This window comes from Pseudomonas sp. JC1203 (genome assembly GCF_056175065.1).
In genome coordinates this window covers 1-18,086 of sequence record NZ_JBWCAM010000004.1, presented here as the reverse complement: position 1 = coordinate 18,086, position 18,086 = coordinate 1, and the positions used below count along the sequence as shown (strand labels likewise).

Annotated in this window: 11 protein-coding genes; 6 read left to right on the top strand and 5 right to left on the bottom strand. The window is 64.6% G+C overall.

Features of this window, described 5'->3' with window-relative positions; genetic code table 11:
* Nucleotides 1-10 precede the first annotated feature (10 nt).
* The 4 genes from AC0SZ7_RS07505 (at nucleotide 11) to AC0SZ7_RS07490 (ending at nucleotide 1,753) form a co-directional block, all read left to right on the top strand.
* Entirely contained in the window at nucleotides 11-478 is a 468-nt protein-coding gene (locus AC0SZ7_RS07505; RefSeq protein ID WP_475503799.1) for a YkvA family protein, read from the top strand.
* A gap of 104 nt (nucleotides 479-582) precedes the next feature.
* Nucleotides 583-924, top strand: a complete 342-nt coding sequence (locus AC0SZ7_RS07500; RefSeq protein WP_475503798.1) for a helix-turn-helix domain-containing protein — start codon at nucleotides 583-585, stop codon at nucleotides 922-924.
* Nucleotides 921-1,292: a hypothetical protein gene (locus AC0SZ7_RS07495; protein ID WP_475503797.1), complete on the top strand. Its 372-nt coding sequence runs from the start codon at nucleotides 921-923 to the stop codon at nucleotides 1,290-1,292. The genes AC0SZ7_RS07500 and AC0SZ7_RS07495 overlap by 4 nt, the downstream gene beginning before the upstream one ends.
* A complete protein-coding gene (locus tag AC0SZ7_RS07490; protein WP_475504100.1) occupies nucleotides 1,286-1,753 on the top strand; it encodes a tetratricopeptide repeat protein in 468 nt (155 codons plus the stop codon). Before AC0SZ7_RS07495 ends, AC0SZ7_RS07490 begins: the two co-directional genes overlap by 7 nt.
* Here the strand turns inward: AC0SZ7_RS07490 and AC0SZ7_RS07485 are convergent.
* Together AC0SZ7_RS07485 and AC0SZ7_RS07480 are read right to left on the bottom strand one after the other, a co-directional pair.
* The gene (locus AC0SZ7_RS07485) at nucleotides 1,665-3,497 is read right to left on the bottom strand and encodes a bifunctional diguanylate cyclase/phosphodiesterase (protein WP_475503796.1); all 1,833 of its coding nucleotides are present in this window, start codon (nucleotides 3,495-3,497) and stop codon (nucleotides 1,665-1,667) included. The two genes, AC0SZ7_RS07490 and AC0SZ7_RS07485, sit on opposite strands and share 89 nt — an antisense overlap.
* Nucleotides 3,498-3,667: 170 nt before the next feature.
* Nucleotides 3,668-5,749 (bottom strand): carboxy terminal-processing peptidase, encoded by a 2,082-nt coding sequence (locus tag AC0SZ7_RS07480; protein ID WP_475503795.1) that lies wholly within the window; start codon nucleotides 5,747-5,749, stop codon nucleotides 3,668-3,670.
* A 139-nt stretch (nucleotides 5,750-5,888) separates the two neighbouring features.
* Between AC0SZ7_RS07480 and AC0SZ7_RS07475 the strand changes: the two genes are divergently transcribed.
* Nucleotides 5,889-6,851, top strand: a complete 963-nt coding sequence (locus tag AC0SZ7_RS07475) for a zinc-binding dehydrogenase (RefSeq protein ID WP_475503794.1) — start codon at nucleotides 5,889-5,891, stop codon at nucleotides 6,849-6,851.
* Between the two features lie 180 nt (nucleotides 6,852-7,031).
* Here the strand turns inward: AC0SZ7_RS07475 and AC0SZ7_RS07470 are convergent, their stop codons facing one another.
* Genes AC0SZ7_RS07470 through AC0SZ7_RS07460 form a run of 3 tightly spaced genes read right to left on the bottom strand, consistent with a single transcriptional unit; the run spans nucleotide 7,032 to nucleotide 11,941 of the window.
* On the bottom strand, nucleotides 7,032-8,387 hold the full coding sequence (locus tag AC0SZ7_RS07470) for an HlyD family type I secretion periplasmic adaptor subunit (RefSeq protein ID WP_475503793.1): 1,356 nt from the start codon (nucleotides 8,385-8,387) through the stop codon (nucleotides 7,032-7,034).
* Between the two features lie 11 nt (nucleotides 8,388-8,398).
* Entirely contained in the window at nucleotides 8,399-10,558 is a 2,160-nt protein-coding gene (locus AC0SZ7_RS07465; RefSeq protein WP_416422979.1) for a type I secretion system permease/ATPase, read from the bottom strand.
* A 27-nt stretch (nucleotides 10,559-10,585) separates the two neighbouring features.
* Nucleotides 10,586-11,941 carry a TolC family outer membrane protein gene (locus AC0SZ7_RS07460; protein ID WP_475503792.1) on the bottom strand — a complete coding sequence of 452 codons (1,356 nt, stop codon included), beginning with the start codon at nucleotides 11,939-11,941 and terminating at the stop codon, nucleotides 10,586-10,588.
* 572 nt (nucleotides 11,942-12,513) lie between these two features.
* On the opposite strand from AC0SZ7_RS07460, the gene AC0SZ7_RS07455 reads away from it, so the two are divergent.
* On the top strand, nucleotides 12,514-18,086 hold a 5,573-nt coding region (locus tag AC0SZ7_RS07455), incomplete at its 3' end, for a retention module-containing protein (protein WP_475503791.1).

Below are 18,086 nucleotides of genomic sequence, written 5' to 3'. Positions count from 1 at the left end.
CGGAGGGGCAATGAAAGCACCCTGGAATTTTGCCCGTTTCCTGCCCTTGGCCGAGCGCCTGCTCAACCGCGGCAAGCTGCCGGCCCTGATCTTTGCCGTGGTGCGCAAAAGCCAGGGCACCGCAGGGCGTTTCAGCGAACTGAAAGCCAACGCCCGCCTGCTGCAGGAGCTGTGCCTGGCCTACTGGCGGGGCGAGTACCGCCACATCAACCCGCGCTCGCTGGTGATGATCGTCGCCGGCCTGCTGTACTTCGTCAGCCCCATTGACGCCATACCCGACTGGATACCCGGCATCGGCCTGCTGGATGACATTGCGGTGCTGGCCTGGGTGGTCAACAGCCTGGAAAAGGAACTGGCCGCCTTCAAGGCCTGGCGCGACAGCTTGCGGCCAGAGAAGCTGCGGGTGGTGGAACGCTTGCCGGCCAGCCCCAAGGCCTTGCAACTTGAACACAACAGCGGCGAAAAACCGACTATGTAAGCAAGTTGAAATAGAAAATCCCGTTACGCCCCGGCTGCTGTTACTATATTTGGCATAAGGATTATGCCTACAGATTACATATGGTGATCCTACAGGGGGTTGTAATGGGTGTTCAGGTCATCAGTCGCGATGGCAAGCCGGAGTATGCCGTGCTGCCGTGGGAGCAATACCAGGCATTGCTGGCCGCCGCCGGGCAGCCCGTTGCCCAGGCGCCAAGTGCCGAGGCGCCGGCGCAGCAAGCCGCCGAGCAGGCCCTGCCAGCGCTGTCGCGCCTCGGCGAGTTGCGCGAAGCCAAGGGCCTGGCCCTGGACAAGCTGGCCCGCACCGTGGGCATCAGCCCGTCGTACCTGGCCATGATCGAGTCTGGCCAGCGTGAACCCGACGCGGCCATCCGACGAAGCCTGGCGTGGGAGCTGGGGGTTCCCGGCTGGGGAGCCCCGTCGTGAGCGTGCGTATCAGCCGGCAGCAGTGGGATGGCCTGCTGAGCGAGCTGGACCACGCCCGTCGCCAGCGCCACCTGTTGACCTACCGCGCCCTGCTTGAGCGCCTGCAGTTGCCCACGCCCGCCATGCAGACGCTGACCGCGGCCCTGGAATACCTGGCCGTGCTCGATGCGCGCGCCGAACAGCCGCTGCGCAGCTCGCTGGTGATCAGCCAGGGTGCCAGCCGCCTGCCGCGCACCGGCTTCTTCGAGTGCGTGGAACGCCTGGGCCGTTTTTCCGGCCCGTCCGATGGCGTCGCCGCCGCCTCCTGGCACGCCTCCGAAGTGGTACGGGTGTTCGAGTTCAGCTACCCGGAAGAATGCACATCGTGAACAAAACGCTGTGGCTGCTCCGCGCGCGGATCAGTTACTGGGTGGCTCGCCAACTGTTTCACTGGCCCTGGTTCGTGCGCCAGCCGCAAGGCTGGGCGTGGCTGGAAGGGCAATTTTCGCGCATGGCCAACCTGGGCGACGTCAACGCCATGGGGTTCTATGGCCATATCCTGATGTTTCGCGGCAAGGGCCTGGCGGCACGCGACGAGGGCCAGCGCCTGCTGCGCCTGGCGGCCGAGCGCGGCGATGCCAGGGCAGCCTATCAGATGGGTGTGATCAGCCTGGCGGGCACCTTGCGCAGCGCCCCGGATGGGGTGGCCGCGGTGCATTGGTGGGAGCTGGCGCTGGCCGGCGGCCACCCGCTGGCGGCGTTCAAGCTTGCGCAACTGTACCGTCAGGGTGGCCCGGGGCTGGCGCCAGACCCTGCGCGGGCGGCGCGCTACGAACAACCTCGGGGCTGAGGGTATCCAGCACCTGGATGCTGTAGCCGGGCACTACCTTGGCCTGGTGCTTGGCCTGCGACGCCAGTTCGGCCAGCAGGCTGGCGTCCAGGTGGGCGCAGGCTTGCGGGTGCAGGTGTACCACGCCGATGGACAGCGACAGTAATGCGAACTCCTGGCGCTGGCCTTGGCGGTTGTGGGCCACGAAACAACCTTCCTCCAGATGCTCGGCCCGGTAGAAGCGCCGGCATTGCGCCTGGAAATCCTCCAGTAGTTGGTTCAAACGTTTGCGCCAGTCGGGCGAGCCCAGCACCAGCATGAAATCATCGCCGCCAATGTGCCCGACAAAATCGCGCGCCGGGTCTACCCGCTCGTTCAGGCACTGCGCCAGGCACAGCAGCACTTCGTCGCCACGGCCATAACCGTAGATGTCGTTGAAGGGCTTGAAGCTGTCGATGTCCACGTAACAGATGGCCGCCTCGCGGCCTTGTTGCAGCACCCGGGTGAGGCATTGCTGAATGGGCACGTTGCCCGGCAGCAGAGTCAGCGGGTTGGCGTAGCGGGCCTGCTGGATCTTCATCTCGGTGATCAGCTTGAGCACGTCGATCACCCGCCCCAGGCCCAGGTAGCGGCCTTCCAGGGTGATGATGAAATCTTCTTCCATGCGCTGCCGGGCGCGGCTGGTGAGCAGGCGGCTGACCTGTTGCAGCGACTGGCTGAGCTCCACGGCCAGGAAGTCCTCGCTCATCAACCGGCTGATCGGCTTGCGCGCGAACAGGTCGGTGGCGTACGGCTTGAGCAGGGCTTCGGACAGCGAGTGCCGGTGGACGATGCCGCAGGGCTGCTGCTGGGCGTCCAGCACCGCCAGCGAGTTGAGGTTGGCCTGGCTGCGGAAGGCCTCCAGCACTGCGGCGGTGGGCATGTCCTGCTGCACCGCCAGCTGTTCGATCAGCAGCGCGCTGAGGTCGCTGCCTTCATCGGTCAGGGGCATCAGGTTGCTGTCCAGCTTCGGCAGCAGGGTGCGCGCGTCGTGGGGCGGCTGCTCCTGGGGGCGGGCCAGCAGGTAGCCCTGCACCAGGTCCACGCCCATCTCCGCCAGCACCGCCAGCTCTTCGGGCAGCTCGATGCCTTCGGCGATGACCTGGGCGCGCGAGGCCTTGGCGATTTGCAGGATAGAGCCGACGAACTCACGTTTCAGCGCGTCCTGGTGGATGCCGTCGATGAAGTGCCGGTCGATCTTTACGTAGTCGGGGCGCAGCTCCGACCACAGGCGCAGGCTGGAATAGCCGGCGCCGAGGTCGTCCAGGGCAATTGAAAAGCCCATGGCGCGGTAGTGGTGGAGGGCGTTGTACAGCAGCTGGAAATCGTCGGTGGGGGTCTGCTCGGTCAGCTCGATGACTACGTCGCTTGGGGGGATGCCATGGGCCTGCAGCAGCTTGAGTGTCATGCCCGGCTGGTGGCAGGGCTCCAGCAGCGATTCGGGCGATACGTTGAGGAACAGCTTGCCCACAAGCTTCTGTTCGCTGAAGCGTCGGCAGGCGATCTCGCGGCAGGCGATTTCCAGCTCACTGAGGCGGCCGGCCTGGCGCGCCACCGCGAACAGGTTGATGGGCGAATGCAGCGCGCTGTTCGACGGCCCGCGGCTGAGCGCCTCATACCCCAGTATGCGCCGCTCCGACAGCGAGACGATGGGCTGGAACAGGGTGTGCAGGCTGCCCTGGGCCAGGATAGTGGCCAAGGCGCCCAGCTGTTCGGTGATGGTCATGAATATTGCAACCTTGTGGGAGCTGGCTTGCCAGCGAGCTTTTTGGGGGGCAATTAAAAGCTCGCTGGCGAGCCAGCTCCCACAAAAAAGGCTGGGCACCTCTTACAGTGCCCAGCCCCTTATTTCACGACAGATGGATGACCATTTGATGACAAATGGCCATCAATTCATCAATGCTTCGCCACCGTCGAGTTCAGCTTCAGGTAGTCCAGCAGGATGCGCCCGGTCTCGGCCAGGTAGGCGTCGTCCTCAGGCTTGGTCTTGTCCGGCTCGGCCGCCATGGCGTCCTCGTCTTCCTTCTTCATTTCCTTCAGCGGCGCTTCGCCCTTGGCCTTGCGACGGGCGTTTTCCAGCGCCAGCTGCTTGGCTTCGATGTCGGCGTGCTGGGCACGGCGGTCGGCTTCGTTGAGGCTGACGGTCTTCTCGCTCATCAGCTTCTCGGCCAGCGCCAGGCGGTCGCGAATGTAGATGAACTCGGCGTCCTTGTCGGTGCGTGCGTCGTGGTCAGCTTTCAGCTGGGCAATGAACGGCTTGAACGGGTCGACCGCAGGCTTGATCGAAGGACGGATGGTGTCCCACGGCATGGCCTCTGGCAGGGCGCTCTCGCCAATTTCCTTGGTGTCGATGATCGACGGGAAGGCCACGTCAGGCAATACGCCCTGGTGCTGGGTGCTCTGGCCGGAAACGCGGTAGAACTTGGCCAGGGTCAGCTTCAGTTCGCCATGGTTCAGCGGCTGGATGGTCTGCACGGTGCCCTTGCCGAAGGTCTGGCCGCCGACGATCAACGCGCGGTGGTAGTCCTGCATGGCGCCGGCGAAGATCTCGGAGGCCGAAGCCGACAGGCGGTTCACCAGCAAGGCCATCGGGCCTTTGTAGAAGGCGCCCGGGTTCTCGTCTTCCAGCACGTCGACGCGGCCGTCGGCATTGCGCACCAGCACCGTAGGCCCTTTCTCGATGAACAGGCTGGTCAGTTCGGTGGCTTCCTGCAGCGAGCCGCCGCCGTTGTTGCGCAGGTCGATGACCACGCCGTCGACGTTCTCTTTCTGCAGTTCGGTCAGCAGTTTCTTCACGTCGCGGGTCGTGGACTTGTAGTCCGGGTCGCCGGCGCGGAAGGCCTTGAAGTCGAGGTAGAAGGCCGGGATGTCGATGACGCCCAGCTTGTAGTCCTTGCCGTTCTCGGTGAGGTGCAGGATGGATTTCTTCGCGGCCTGCTCTTCGAGTTTCACCGCTTCACGGGTGATGGAAACGATCTTGCTGGTCTGGTCGTTAGGCGCATTGGTGTGCGGGATGACTTCCAGGCGCACCACGGAGCCCTTGGCGCCGCGAATCAGCTTGACCACTTCGTCGAGGCGCCAGCCCACCACGTCGACCATTTCCTTGTCGCCCTGGGCGACGCCGATGATCTTGTCGGACGGGGCGATCTGCTTGGTCTTGTCGGCTGGACCGGCAGGCACCAGGCGCACCACCTTGACCTGGTCGTTGTCGCTTTGCAGCACGGCACCGATACCTTCGAGCGACAGGCTCATGTTGATATCAAAGTTTTCCGCGCTGTCGGGCGACAGGTAGTTGGTGTGCGGGTCATACGACTGGGCGAAGGTGTTGATGTACGCCTGGAAGATGTCCTCGCTGCGGGTCTGGTCCAGGCGCGCCAGCTGGTTCTTGTAGCGCTTGGTCAGGGTGTCCTGGATCTGCTTGTTGTCCTTGCCGGCGATCTTCTGGCGCAGGACTTCGTCCATCACGCGCTTGCGCCACAGGATGTCCAGGTCGGCCTCGGTGGTGATCCACGGGGCGTCCTTGCGGTCCACGGCCAGGGTCTCGTGGCCGGTGAAGTCCATCTTGTCGACGCCTTTGCCCAGTTCGGCCAAGGCGAAGTCCAGGCGCGATTTCACCCGGTCCAGGTAGCGCTTGTAGATGGTGAAGCCGGGGTCCAGGTCACCGCTCTTGAGGAAGTCGTCGAACTGCGTCTTCCACTTGTCGAACTCGGTGATGTCGCTGGCCAGGAAGTAGCTGCGCGAGGGGTCCAGCAGCTTCAGGTAGCTGTCGTAGATGATCACCGAACGCTTGTCGTCCAGCGGCGGCTTGCTGTAGTGATGACGCTTGAGCAGCTCGACGATGTTGAGGCTGGCGATCACCTCGTCACGGTCAGGCTGAAGGTTATCCCAGCTGTTGGCTGCGAAGGTGCGGGCGGACATCGACAGAGCGCCGAGGCCGATGCACAGTGCAAGGGCGGAGCTGGGCAGTAGATGCTTCATGCTGATTCGACGTGGGGACAATTGATCACGCATATTAGGCCGTCTTTGAATTCGCCGGTTTCATTGAAACCGGTCGCATAATGCAACAAGCCCGGCGCCTAGGCACCGGGCTCAGTCATGAGTCAACTATGGAGGCACTGTGAAGGCATTGCAAGGCGTTGAAGGACATGTGGAGTGGGTAGACCATCCGAGCGCGGTTTGCGACGTGGGTCAAGTGAAAATTCGGACAGCTGCCGCCGGCCTCAATCGTGCCGACCTGCTGCAGCGCGCCGGCCTTTACCCGCCGCCGCCGGGTGCCAGCCATGTACTGGGCCTGGAATGCGCAGGGGTGATCAGTGAAGTGGGCCCCGGCTCGTCGTGGCAGGTGGGCGACCGGGTGTGCACGCTGCTGGCCGGTGGCGGCATGGCCGAGGAAGTGGTGGTCGACGGCCGCCACGTGCTGCCGGTGCCGGCGGGCCTGTCGCTGATCGAGGCAGCGGCCATTCCCGAGGTGTACGCCACGGTGTGGCTGAACCTGTTCCAGCTTGCCGGGCTCAAGCCCGGTGAGAAAGTGTTGCTGCACGCGGGTGCCAGCGGCATCGGCTCGGCGGCCATCCAGCTGTGCAAGGCGTTCGGCAACCCCACCTGGGTCAGCGTCGGCTCGGCCGAGCGCCTGGCCTACTGCGAGGCGCTGGGCGCCCAGGGTGGCGTGGTGCGCGGCGATGGCCTGGAAGCGCTGAGCGACTTCGGCCCGTTTGATGTGATCCTGGATCCGGTGGGCGCCAACTACGCCGACCTCAACCTGAAGGTGGCGGCGGTGGACGCGCGCTGGGTGCTGATCGGCCTGATGGGCGGCACCAAGGCCAACATCGACCTGGGCAAGGTGCTGGGCAAGCGCGTGCAGATGCTGGGCTCGACCCTGCGCAGCCGCAGCGACCAGTTCAAGGCCGACCTGCTCAGCGACCTGGGTCAGCACGTGTGGCCGCTGTTCGAGGAAGGGCGCTTGAAACCGCAGGTGGCGCGGACTTTCCCAGTGCGTGATGCCGAGGCGGCGTTCGCCGAATTGGCCAGCAACCAGGTGTCGGGCAAGGTGGTGTTGATCGTCGATCCGTCCCTGGTGTGAGGTGGCATTGGACGCGGCCTGCGGCCGCTGCTACGCAGATCTGGCGTCGTCTGCATCGCGACTAAAGTCGGCTCCTACACAGTTCGTGGTAGGAGCCGGCCTTGGCCGCGCTGCAGGCGACGCCATTTATGGCGTATACGCATTCGCGTAGCAGCGGCCGCAGGCCGCGTCCGGCTTCCATCAACGTTCGCGCAACGCCTCCGTGCGCGCCTTCAACACCGGCTTCAGCAGGTAGTCGAGCACGCTCTTCTCGCCGGTGATGATGTCCACCGTCGCCGTCATACCCGGGATGATCACCAGCGGCTTGGCATCGCCGCCCAGGTGGTTGGCGTCGGTGCGCACCTGGATCAGGTAGAAGCTGTTGCCCTTGTCATCGGTGATGGTGTCGGCGCTGATCAGTTCCAGCTTGGCCTTCAGGCCGCCGTAGATGGTGTAGTCATAGGCGCTGAACTTGACCATGGCCGGCTGGCCCGGGTGCAGGAAGGCCACGTCCTGGGGGCGGACCTTGGCCTCGATCAGCAGGTTGTCTTCCAGCGGCACGATCTCGACCATGTCACTGCCCGGCTGCACCACGCCGCCGATGGTGTTGACCTTCAGCGTCTTGATGATGCCGCGCACCGGCGACACCACCGTGGTGCGGCTGACGCGGTCGTCGATGGCGATGCTGGTGGCGGTGATCTTCGACAGGTCGGTGCGCTTGGCGTTGAGGTCCTTGGAGGCGTCCGAGCGGAACTGCTGGTTCGACTCGTTCATCTTGCTCTTGATCTCGTTGATCGCCGCTTCGGCACGCGGAATCGCCAGGGTGGTGGCGTCCATCTGCCCGCGGGCTTCCACCGCGCTGCGCTTGAGCCGCAGGATTTCCACCGGCGAGATGGCCCCGGTGCCTACCAGCGGCGTCGACATGTTCAGTTCCTGCTGCAACAGCCCGAGGCTGGAACGGTACTGTTCCTGCTTGGAGCGGAATTCCGCCAGCTCCTGGGTTTTCTGCCGCAGTTGCTCATTGAGGGTCTGTTGTTCGCTGGCCAGGCGGCGCTGGCGCGACTGGTACAGGCCCATCTCGTCGTCGGCCACTTGCGGGGCCTTTTTGCGCACCTCGTCGGACACCACGAATGGCTTGCCATCGGCCTCGGCGGACAAGCGTTCGACCTGGGCCATCAGCGCGTAGCGGTCGGCCTCGCTCTCGCCCTTGTTGGAGAGAAAACGCGTGTCGTCCAGGCGCAGCAGGGTGTCGCCCTTGCTCACCACCTGGCCTTCGCGCACGTAGATCTCGGTGACAATGCCGCCCTCAAGGTTCTGGATAACCTGGACCTTGCTGGAGGGAATGGCCTTGCCTTCGCCCATGGTGACTTCCTGCAGCACGGCGAACTTGGCCCACACCAGCGCCGCCAGCAGCAGTGCGGCGCACAGCCAGACGGTGATGCGCGTGAGCCGGGGTGAATCTTGCAGCGCCGCACTGGCAAGTTCGGGCATGAACTCGCTTTCGGCGGTCTTGCCGAAACTGCTGAAATAACCGCGCAGGCCTTGGGAAGCTGACATCAATACCACTCCTAAACAGGCGTCTGGCCGACGCGGCCTTTGCGCAGGGCTTCGATCACCGCGTCCTTCGGACCGTCCGCCACGATGCGGCCGTTGTCCAGCACCACCAGGCGGTCAACCAGGCTGAGCATGGAGGTGCGGTGGGTGACCAGCAGCAGCGTCTTGCCGCCCACCCAGTTGTGCAGGCGCAGGCGCAGAGCGTCTTCGCTGGCGTTGTCCATGTGGCTGGTGGGTTCGTCCAGCACCATGATCGGCGGGTCCAGCAGCAGCGAGCGGGCCAGCAACACGGCCTGGCGCTGGCCGCCGCTGAGCAGTTGGCCGCGCTCGCCCACCGGGCGGTCGAAGCCCTGCGGGTGCTGGCGGGCCAGTTCGGTGACGCCGGTCATCTCGGCCACTTCCAGCATGCGCGCGTCACTGACGTAGCGGGCGCCCATGGTCAGGTTGTCGCGCAGGCTGCCGGCCAGCAGCGGCAGGTCGTGGGCCACATAGCCGATCTGCTGGCGCAGGTCGGCCACGTCCAGTTGGCGCAGGTCGAGGTTGTCCAGCAGGATCTGGCCTTCCTCGGGTTCGTAGAAGCCCATCACCAGGCGCGCCAGGGTGCTCTTGCCCGAGCCGCTGCGGCCGATGATGCCGATGCGCTCGCCGGCACGCATGCTGAAGCTGACGTTGCCCAGCGCCGGGGCGTTCTGGTTGGCGTAGCGGAAGGTCACCTGGCTGACGGCCAGGGCGCCTTGCAGTTGTGTGCGTTCCAGCGGGCGCTGGCGTGGGTCGCGCTCCTGGGGCAGGGCCATCAGCGCGTCGGTGCTGACCATGGTCAGCTGCGCCTGCTGGTAGCGGGTGATCAGCCCGGCAATCTGCCCCAGGGGCGCCAGCACGCGGCTGCTGAGCATGTAGCTGGCCACCAGCGCGCCGACGCTGAGGTTGCCGGCGATGATGGTGTAGACGCCGGCGACGATCACCGCCATGCCGGCGAACTGCTGGATGAACAGCGTGCCGTTGGTGGCCAGCGCTGCCAGGTTGCGCGCGTGGCTGTCCAGGCGGGTGAGGGCGCCGTGGGTGGATTCCCACTGGTACTGGCGCTCGCTCTCGGCGCTGCAGGCCTTGATGCTTTCCAGGCCGCTGAGGGTTTCGATCAGCAGCGCCTGGCGCTCGGCGCCCAGGGCCAGGCTCTTCTGCACGGTGTCGCGCAGCTTGGCCTGGATGATCAGCGCAAAGCCGATGGTCAGCGGGAAGGCGACGATGGGCACCAACACCAGCCAGCCGCCCAGCAGGCCGATCACCGCCAGCATCAGCACGGCGAAGGGCAGGTCGATGATGCTGGTGAGGGTCACAGCGGTGAGGAATTCACGCAGGCCCTGGAAGTCATGGATGCTCTGGGCGAAGCCGCCGATGGTGGCCGGCTTGGCTTTCATGGCCATGCCGGTGATGCGTTCGAACAGCGTGGCAGAGAGAATCAGGTCGGTCTTCTTGCCGGCGGTGTCCAGCAGGTGCGCGCGCAGCACCCGCAGCACCAGCTCGAACAGCGTGCCCACCAGCAAGCCGATGGCCAGCACCCAAAGGGTGGAGGTGGCCTGGTTGGGCACCACGCGGTCGTAGGTCTGCATCACGAACAGCGGCACCATCAGGCCCAGCAGGTTGATCATCAGGCTGGCCAGGATGGCGTCGCTGTACAGCCAGCGCGACAGCTTCAGGGTGTCGCGGAACCAGGCGTGCACCCGCGGCATCAGCGGTTGGCGCAGGTCTTCCAATTCGTGGCGCGGCCGTGCGAACAGGGCCTCGCCGGTGTACTCGGCAGCCAGCTCTTCCTGGCTCACCCATTGCTCGCCGCCCTCGGCTTCGCTGGGCAGGATCAGCGCGCGGCCGTCCTCGCCCAGGCGGCGCAACACCGCGCAGCGGCCGCCCTTGAGCATCAGCAGCACCGGCAGGTTGAGCGCCGAGATGGCCCCCAGCTCGCGGCGCAGCAGGCGTGCCGACAGGCTGGCCCGGGCCGCCGCACGGGGCAGCAGCTCCAGGCTCATGCGCTGTTGCGCCAGGGGCAGGCCGGCGCTCAGGCTGGCGCGGCTGACCGCGCAGCCGTGCAACTTGCACAGGATAAGCAGGCCGTCCAGCAGAGGGTCATCAAAACTCAGGCGCGGGTCCGTTGCCGGCCCCGCTGGTTGCATGCTGGTCACGTGCGGTACTCCAAGGCCAATGGGCAGTTACTTCATGTCTGGAAGGCGAGCTTCGTTCTTCACTTCCGTCTGGGCCACGGCTTCGTTGGGGAGTACCACGCGTTCTTTTTCCAGCAGCACGCCCATGTTGGCGAGCACGCGGTACATCGAGAATTCCTCGGTGTAACGCACTTCGGTGTAGCGGCTGTTGGCGGTGTACAGCTCGTTCTCACTGTCCAGCAGGTCGAGCAGGGTGCGCTGGCCCAGGCCGAACTGGTCCTGGTAGGCGGCGCGCACCTTGGTGGTGGTCTCGGCGTATTCACGCGCGTACGGGGTCTGTACGTGGGCGTTGTCCATGGCGTGCCAGGCCAGCGCCAGGTTCTCGTTGAGCATGCGCAGGGCGTTGTTGCGGATGTCCATGGCCTGGTTGATCTTGTGGGCGTCGGATTGCAGGCGGGCCTTGTCACTGCCGCCCTTGAACAGGTTGTAGTTCATCACCACGCCGGCGCGCCATTCGTTGTCGCGGCCCTGTTCGCCGGAAATGTTGTTGTTGGCGTCCACGGCGAGCTCGGCGTCGAAGCGTGGGTAGAACGGCGATTTCGCCACTTCGTACTGGCTTTCGGCAGCCGCGACATCAGCCTGGGCCGACTTCAGGTAGGGGTTGTTCTCAAGCATGGCCTGGCGCGCGGCGAGGATGTCGGCGGGCACTTCGCCACGGATGCTGGGCGGTGCTTCCAGCTCATCGGGCATGCGACCCACGGTGCTGAAGAAGTTGGCCTCGGCGTCGGCCAGGTTGACCTGGGCGGTATACAGGTTGTTCTCGGCCAGGGCCCGGCGGGCACGGGACTGGTCGACGTCGGCGGTGCTGCCCACGCCGCGCTCGCTGCGCAGGCCGATCTGGTCGTTCACGCGCAAATGCGCCTGCAGGTTGTTCTTGGCCAGGGTCACCAGTTCGCGCTGCTTTAGCACGTTCAGGTACACCTCGATGGCGCGCAGGGCCTGGGTCTCGGCGGTGCCGCGCAGGTAATACGCGCGCGAGTTCACCACGTCCTTGGTGCGCTGCACTTCGTTGGGGGTGTTGAAGCCGTCGAACAGCATCTGCCGCAGGCGCAGCTCGGACTGGGTGTAGTTCAGGGTCTCGGTGTTGCTGCCTTCGATGGCGCGGGTGGTAGGGCTGTCGGTGCGCGCGCGCCCGTACGCGGCCACCAGGTCGACGGTTGGGTAGTAACCCCCACGGGCGACTTTTTCATCCTCATCTGCAGACAGGCGGTTATTCAGATTCGACTGGATTTCGGGGTGGTAGCTGATCGTGCTCTGAATCGCCTCTGTCAGCGTCATGCCTTGGGCTTGGGCGCAGGCCATCGCGATCAAGACCGCGCTGCAGATGGGGGTGTAAACGCGCATGGGGTGAATCTCCCTGAAGTCTTTAAGTGATGCAGCAATCGCCAAAAAAATGGCGAAAAATAAAGGTCAAACCGTTTCAGGCTTGTAACATGAGAGCTAAGAACATCTTTAACGAAATCTAAGAACTTTTTGAAATAGAACTTATGCTAAAAAAAACTTATGCAGTGTTTCGATTTCAAGACATTGTTCTCCTCAGGTCGCCCGAGCGAGCCAGCGAAACCGAAGAGTTACGGGCGGCGACGAAAAGTTCAACCAATTTTGCAGCATAGGGCGGGGAAGTAGCGAAGGGGAGAAAACAAGGGAAATTATGGCGACAAAAAATTGTCACTTAGGGCGCCAAAGTCTCTCTTGGAACTTCACTGGAGCATGTTTTCACGGAACACTTTGATTTAATTAAGTTTTAGTTTTACGTGAAGCGTTGTTTCCAGGATTAGGTAAGGCCTGAACTCTAGCGCCGGGCAGTGCTCCCCAACGGGAGCCCTCAGCAGACTCATCAGCCACGACCGCACGCGAAGCCGATAGCACTTTTTCTGCAAAACCCCATGCCCGGAGCGGCGGATGAGGAGTGCACAATGGCCACGTTGATTGGTGTAGTCAGTCAGGTAATCGGACACGTATTCGCGATCGGCGCCAACGGCAGCCGCCGTGAGGTGCATCAAGGCGATCGGTTGTTCGTCGGGGAGCAACTGGACACCGGCGCCGATGGCGCGGTGTCGGTTCACCTGCAGAACGGCAAGGAACTGACCCTTGGGCGGGGCAGCGAGGTCACCCTCAACCAGAACATGCTGGGCGACACGGCCCCGCACGTGGCCACCCAGGAAGTCGCCGCGCCCAGCCAGGCCGAACTTACCGACGTACAGAAAATCCAGCAGGCCATCGCTGCGGGCGCCGACCCAACCCAGGCGGCTGAAGCCACCGCCGCCGGCCCGGCCGCGGCCGGCACCTCGGCCCAGGGCGGGGAGGCCGGTGGCGGTCACAGCTTTGTGCTGCTGACTGAAACCGGTGGTGTGGTCGACCCGGTGGTGGGCTATCCCACGGCGGGGTTCAATGGCGTCCCCGAACTGGTCAACCAGGAAACGGCGCCCCTCACCAACACCAATAATGCTGCCTTGGTAGCGGTGGACAACGGCGTGGTCCTGACTGGCCTGGGCACGGGTGTCAGCGTCGACGAGGCCAACCTCGCCGATGGCTCCAACCCGCAGGCCTCGGCGCTCACCCAGTCCAGCAGCTTCACCGTCACCGCCGCCGATGGGCTGACCAGCCTGTCCGTGGGCGGCATCACCGTGATCAATAACGGCGTAGTGGTTGGCGTAGGCCAGTCCATCACCACCGGCCTCGGCAACACCCTGACCATCACCGGCTACAACCCCACCACCGGCCAGGTCAGCTACAGCTACACCCTCACCGGCCCGGACAACCAGTCAACGGGTGGCGGCGCCAACACCATCAGCGAAAACCTGCCGGTCAGCGCCACCGACTCCAACGGTACCAACAGCACCGGCTCGGTAACCGTGACCGTGGTCGACGACGTGCCCCAGGCCGTCAACGACAACCCCACCACGCCCGCCACCGAACAGAACCTGGTGCTCACCGGCAACGTGCTGACCAACGACAGCCAGGGCGCCGACCGCATTCCCATCACTGCCACCAGCGGCCCTATCACCGCCGGCACCTACACCGGCACCTACGGCACCCTGGTGCTGGCCAGCGATGGCAGCTACACCTACACCCTCAACGCTGCTGGCCAGGCCTTCAACAACCTGCACGGCGGCGGCACTGGCACTGACAGTTTCACCTACACGCTCAACGATGCCGATGGTGACACCAGCACCGCGGTGCTGACGCTCAACATCAACAACATCAACGACCCGGTGACCATCAGCGCGCCGGCCGTGGGCGGGCTCAACACCACGGTCGATGAAGCCAACCTCATCAACGGCTCCAACCCCAGCGCCGGGGCCCTGACGCAGACCGGCCAGTTCACCGTGACCGCACCCGATGGCCTGCAAACCCTGACAGTCGGCGGCGTGGCCGTGGTCACTGGCGGGGTGGGCATCAGCTCGCCGGTCAGCGTCGTCACCCAACTGGGCACGCTGACCATCAACAGCTACAACCCCGCTACTGGGGTAGTCAGCTACAGCTACACCCTGACCCATGCCGACACCCACCCTGACATCCAGGGTGCCAACACCATCACCGACACCTTCCAGGTGGTGGCTACCGATACCGACGGCAGCACCGCCGCGAGCCAGTTGACCACCACCATCGTCGACGACGTGCCCAAGGCCGTGGCCGACACCGAGACCGTCACCGAAGGCGTGACCGTCACCGGCAGCGTGACCAGCAACGATGCCTTTGGCGCCGATGGCTTCGGCAGCGTGGTTGGCGTGCGTACTGGCGACAACACCTCGACCGCCGTCAGCGGCGGCGTGGGCGTGGCCATCGAAGGCACCTACGGCTCGCTGACCATCAATGCCGACGGCAGCAGCAGCTACCAGGCCAATGCCAACGTGACCCGGGATGGCCCGGTCAGCGACACCTTCACCTATTCGGTTGTGGACAAGGACGGTGACATCAGCACCACCACCGTTACCATCACCATTACCGACGCGGGCCTCAAGGCCACCAACGTCGACGGCGCCACCGTATTCGAAGCGGCGCTGCCCACCGGCACCCACCCCGACTCCACTGCCGAGGTGGGCACCGGCACCGTGGCCGGTTCCGTCACTGGCGGCGTTGGCCCGCTGAGCTACAGCCTGCTGGGCGCCGACGCCAACGGCAACGTCAGCAGCCAGTACGGCACGCTGCACCTCAATGCCGACGGCACCTACACCTATACCCTCACCGTCGCCCCGCAGGTGTCGGGCGTAGGCACCCTGGACACCTTCACCCTGGTGACCACCGACAGCGCCGGCAACCAGGTGGAAAGCCAGGTTGCCATCAAGATTGTCGACGACGCCCCGGTGGCAGTGCCCGACAGCGTGGTCATCACCGAGGGCCTGGTGGCCCAGGGCAACGTGCTGGGCAACGACGTTGGCGGTGCCGACGGCATTGCTGCGGTGATTGGCGTACGCGTGGGCAGCGACGTTTCGTCGCCAGTCACAACCGGCGTGGGCACGGTCATCCAAGGCGCCTACGGCGAGCTGCTGATCAAGGCCGACGGCACCGCCATCTACCACGCCGACGCCAACTCGGTGGGCGAGGCGGGCGCCACCGATACCTTCACTTATTCGATCATCGACAAAGACGGTGATATCAGCACCACCACCATCACCATCAACGTCACCGATTCGGGCCTGAAGGCCACCAACGTCGATGGCGCTACCGTGTTCGAGGCGGCGCTGCCCACCGGCAGCCACCCCGACTGGACCAGCGAAGTGGGCACCGGCACCGTGGCCGGTTCCGTCACCGGCGGCGTAGGCCCACTGACCTACAGCCTGCTGGGCTCCGATGCCAACGGCAATGTCACCAGCCAGTACGGCACCTTGCACCTGAATGCCGACGGCACTTACACCTACACCCTCAACGTTGCCCCACAAGTGCCGGGCATCGGCACCCTGGACACCTTCACCCTGGTAACCACCGACAGTGTCGGCAACCACGTTGAAAGCCAGGTTGCGATCAAGATCGTCGACGATGCCCCGGTAGCAGTGCCCGACAGCGTAAGCATCACCGAGGGCCTGGTGGCCCAGGGCAACGTGCTGGGCAACGACGTTGGCGGTGCCGACGGCATTGCCGCGGTGATTGGCGTGCGCGTGGGCAGCGACGTTTCGTCGCCAGTCACAACGGGCGTGGGCACGGTCATCCAGGGCGCCTACGGCGAGCTGCTGATCAAGGCCGACGGTAGCGCCATCTACCACGCCGACGCCAACTCGGTGGGCAAGGCGGGTGCAACCGATACCTTCACTTATTCGATCATCGACAAAGACGGTGATATCAGCACCACCACTGTCACCATCAACGTCACCGACTCGGGGCTGCACGCCAAGAACGTTGACGGCGTGACCGTGTTTGAAGCCGGGCTGGATAAATACCAGGACGGCAAGGATCTGGCGCCCGGCAACACTACTGGCAGCCACCCTGACTGGACCGCCGAAACCGCCAGCGGCACCGTCGCAGGTTCCGTCACCGGCGGTGTCGGCGCACTGACCTACAGCCTCTACGGCTCCGATGCCAACGGCAACCTGCAGACCCAGTACGGCGTCGTGCACATGAACGCCGACGGCAGCTATACCTACACCCTCACCAGCGCGCCGCAGGTCGCCGGTATCGGCACCACCGAAACCCTGACCGTGGTGACCACCGACAGCGTCGGCAACCATGTGGCCAGCCAGCTGACCATCAAGATCGTCGACGACCAGCCGCATGCGTACCCTGATTTTGCCCACATCACCGAAGGCCAGACGGCCCAAGGCAACGTGCTGCAGAACGACGTATCGGGCGCCGATGGCTTCTACGGCGTGGTCGGCGTGCGCGCCGGCGGCCTGGATGGCAAGGTCGTCACCAGCGGTGTCGGCACCGTCATCCAGGGTACCTATGGCGAGCTGATCATCGCCGCCGACGGCACCAGCGTGTACCACGCCAACGCCAACTCGGTGGGCAAGTTCGGTGTCGACGTATTCACCTACACCGTGGCCGACAAGGACGGTGACCTGAGCACCACCACGCTCACCATCAAGATCGACGACGCGCACCTGAAGGCCACCAACGTAGATGGCGTGACCGTGTTCGAAGCCGCGCTGGACCCGGTCAAGGGCGGCAACGACCTGGCGCCCGGCAACACCACCGGCAGCCACCCGGACTGGACTTCGGAAACCGCCAGCGGCACCGTCGCAGGTTCCGTCACCGGCGGTGTCGGCGCACTGACCTACAGCCTCTACGGCTCCGACGCCAACGGCAATCTGCAGACCCAGTACGGCGTCGTGCACATGAACGCCGACGGCAGCTACACCTACACCCTCACCAGCGCACCGCAGGTCGCTGGCATCGGCACCACCGAAACCCTGACCGTGGTGACCACCGACAGCGTCGGCAACCACGTGGCCAGCCAGCTGACCATCAAGATCGTCGACGACCAGCCGCACGCGTACCCTGATTTTGCCCACATTACCGAAGGCCAGACCGCCCAGGGCAACGTGCTGCAGAACGACGTGTCGGGCGCCGATGGCTTCTACGGCGTGGTCGGCGTAAAAGCCGGCAACGACACCAGCAAGGCCGTAACTACAGGTGTCGGCACCGTCATCCAGGGCACCTACGGCGAGCTGATCATCGCCGCCGACGGCACCAGCGTGTACCACGCCAACGCCAACTCGGTGGGTAAATTCGGCGTCGACGTGTTCACCTACACCGTGGCCGACAAGGACGGTGACCTGAGCACCACCACGCTCACCATCAAGATCGACGACGCGCACCTGAAGGCCACCAACGTCGATGGCGTGACCGTGTTCGAAGCCGCGCTGGACCCGGTCAAGGGCGGTAACGACCTGGCGCCCGGCAACACCACCGGCAGCCACCCGGACTGGACTTCGGAAACCGCCAGCGGCACCGTCGCAGGTTCCGTAACCGGCGGCGTCGGCGCACTGACCTACAGCCTCTACGGTTCCGACGCCAACGGCAACCTGCAGACCCAGTACGGCGTCGTGCACATGAACGCCGACGGCAGCTACACCTACACCCTTACCAGCGCACCGCAGGTCGCCGGCATCGGCACCACCGAAACCCTGACCGTGGTGACCACCGACAGCGTCGGCAACCACGTGGCCAGCCAGCTGACCATCAAGATCGTCGACGACCAGCCGCACGCGTACCCTGATTTTGCCCACATTACCGAAGGCCAGACCGCCCAGGGCAACGTGCTGCAGAACGACGTGTCGGGCGCCGATGGCTTCTACGGCGTGGTCGGCGTAAAAGCCGGCAACGACACCAGCAAGGCCGTAACTACAGGTGTCGGCACCGTCATCCAGGGCACCTACGGCGAGCTGATCATCGCCGCCGACGGCACCAGCGTGTACCACGCCAACGCCAACTCGGTGGGTAAATTCGGCGTCGACGTGTTCACCTACACCGTGGCCGACAAGGACGGTGACCTGAGCACCACCACGCTCACCATCAAGATCGACGACGCGCACCTGAAGGCCACCAACGT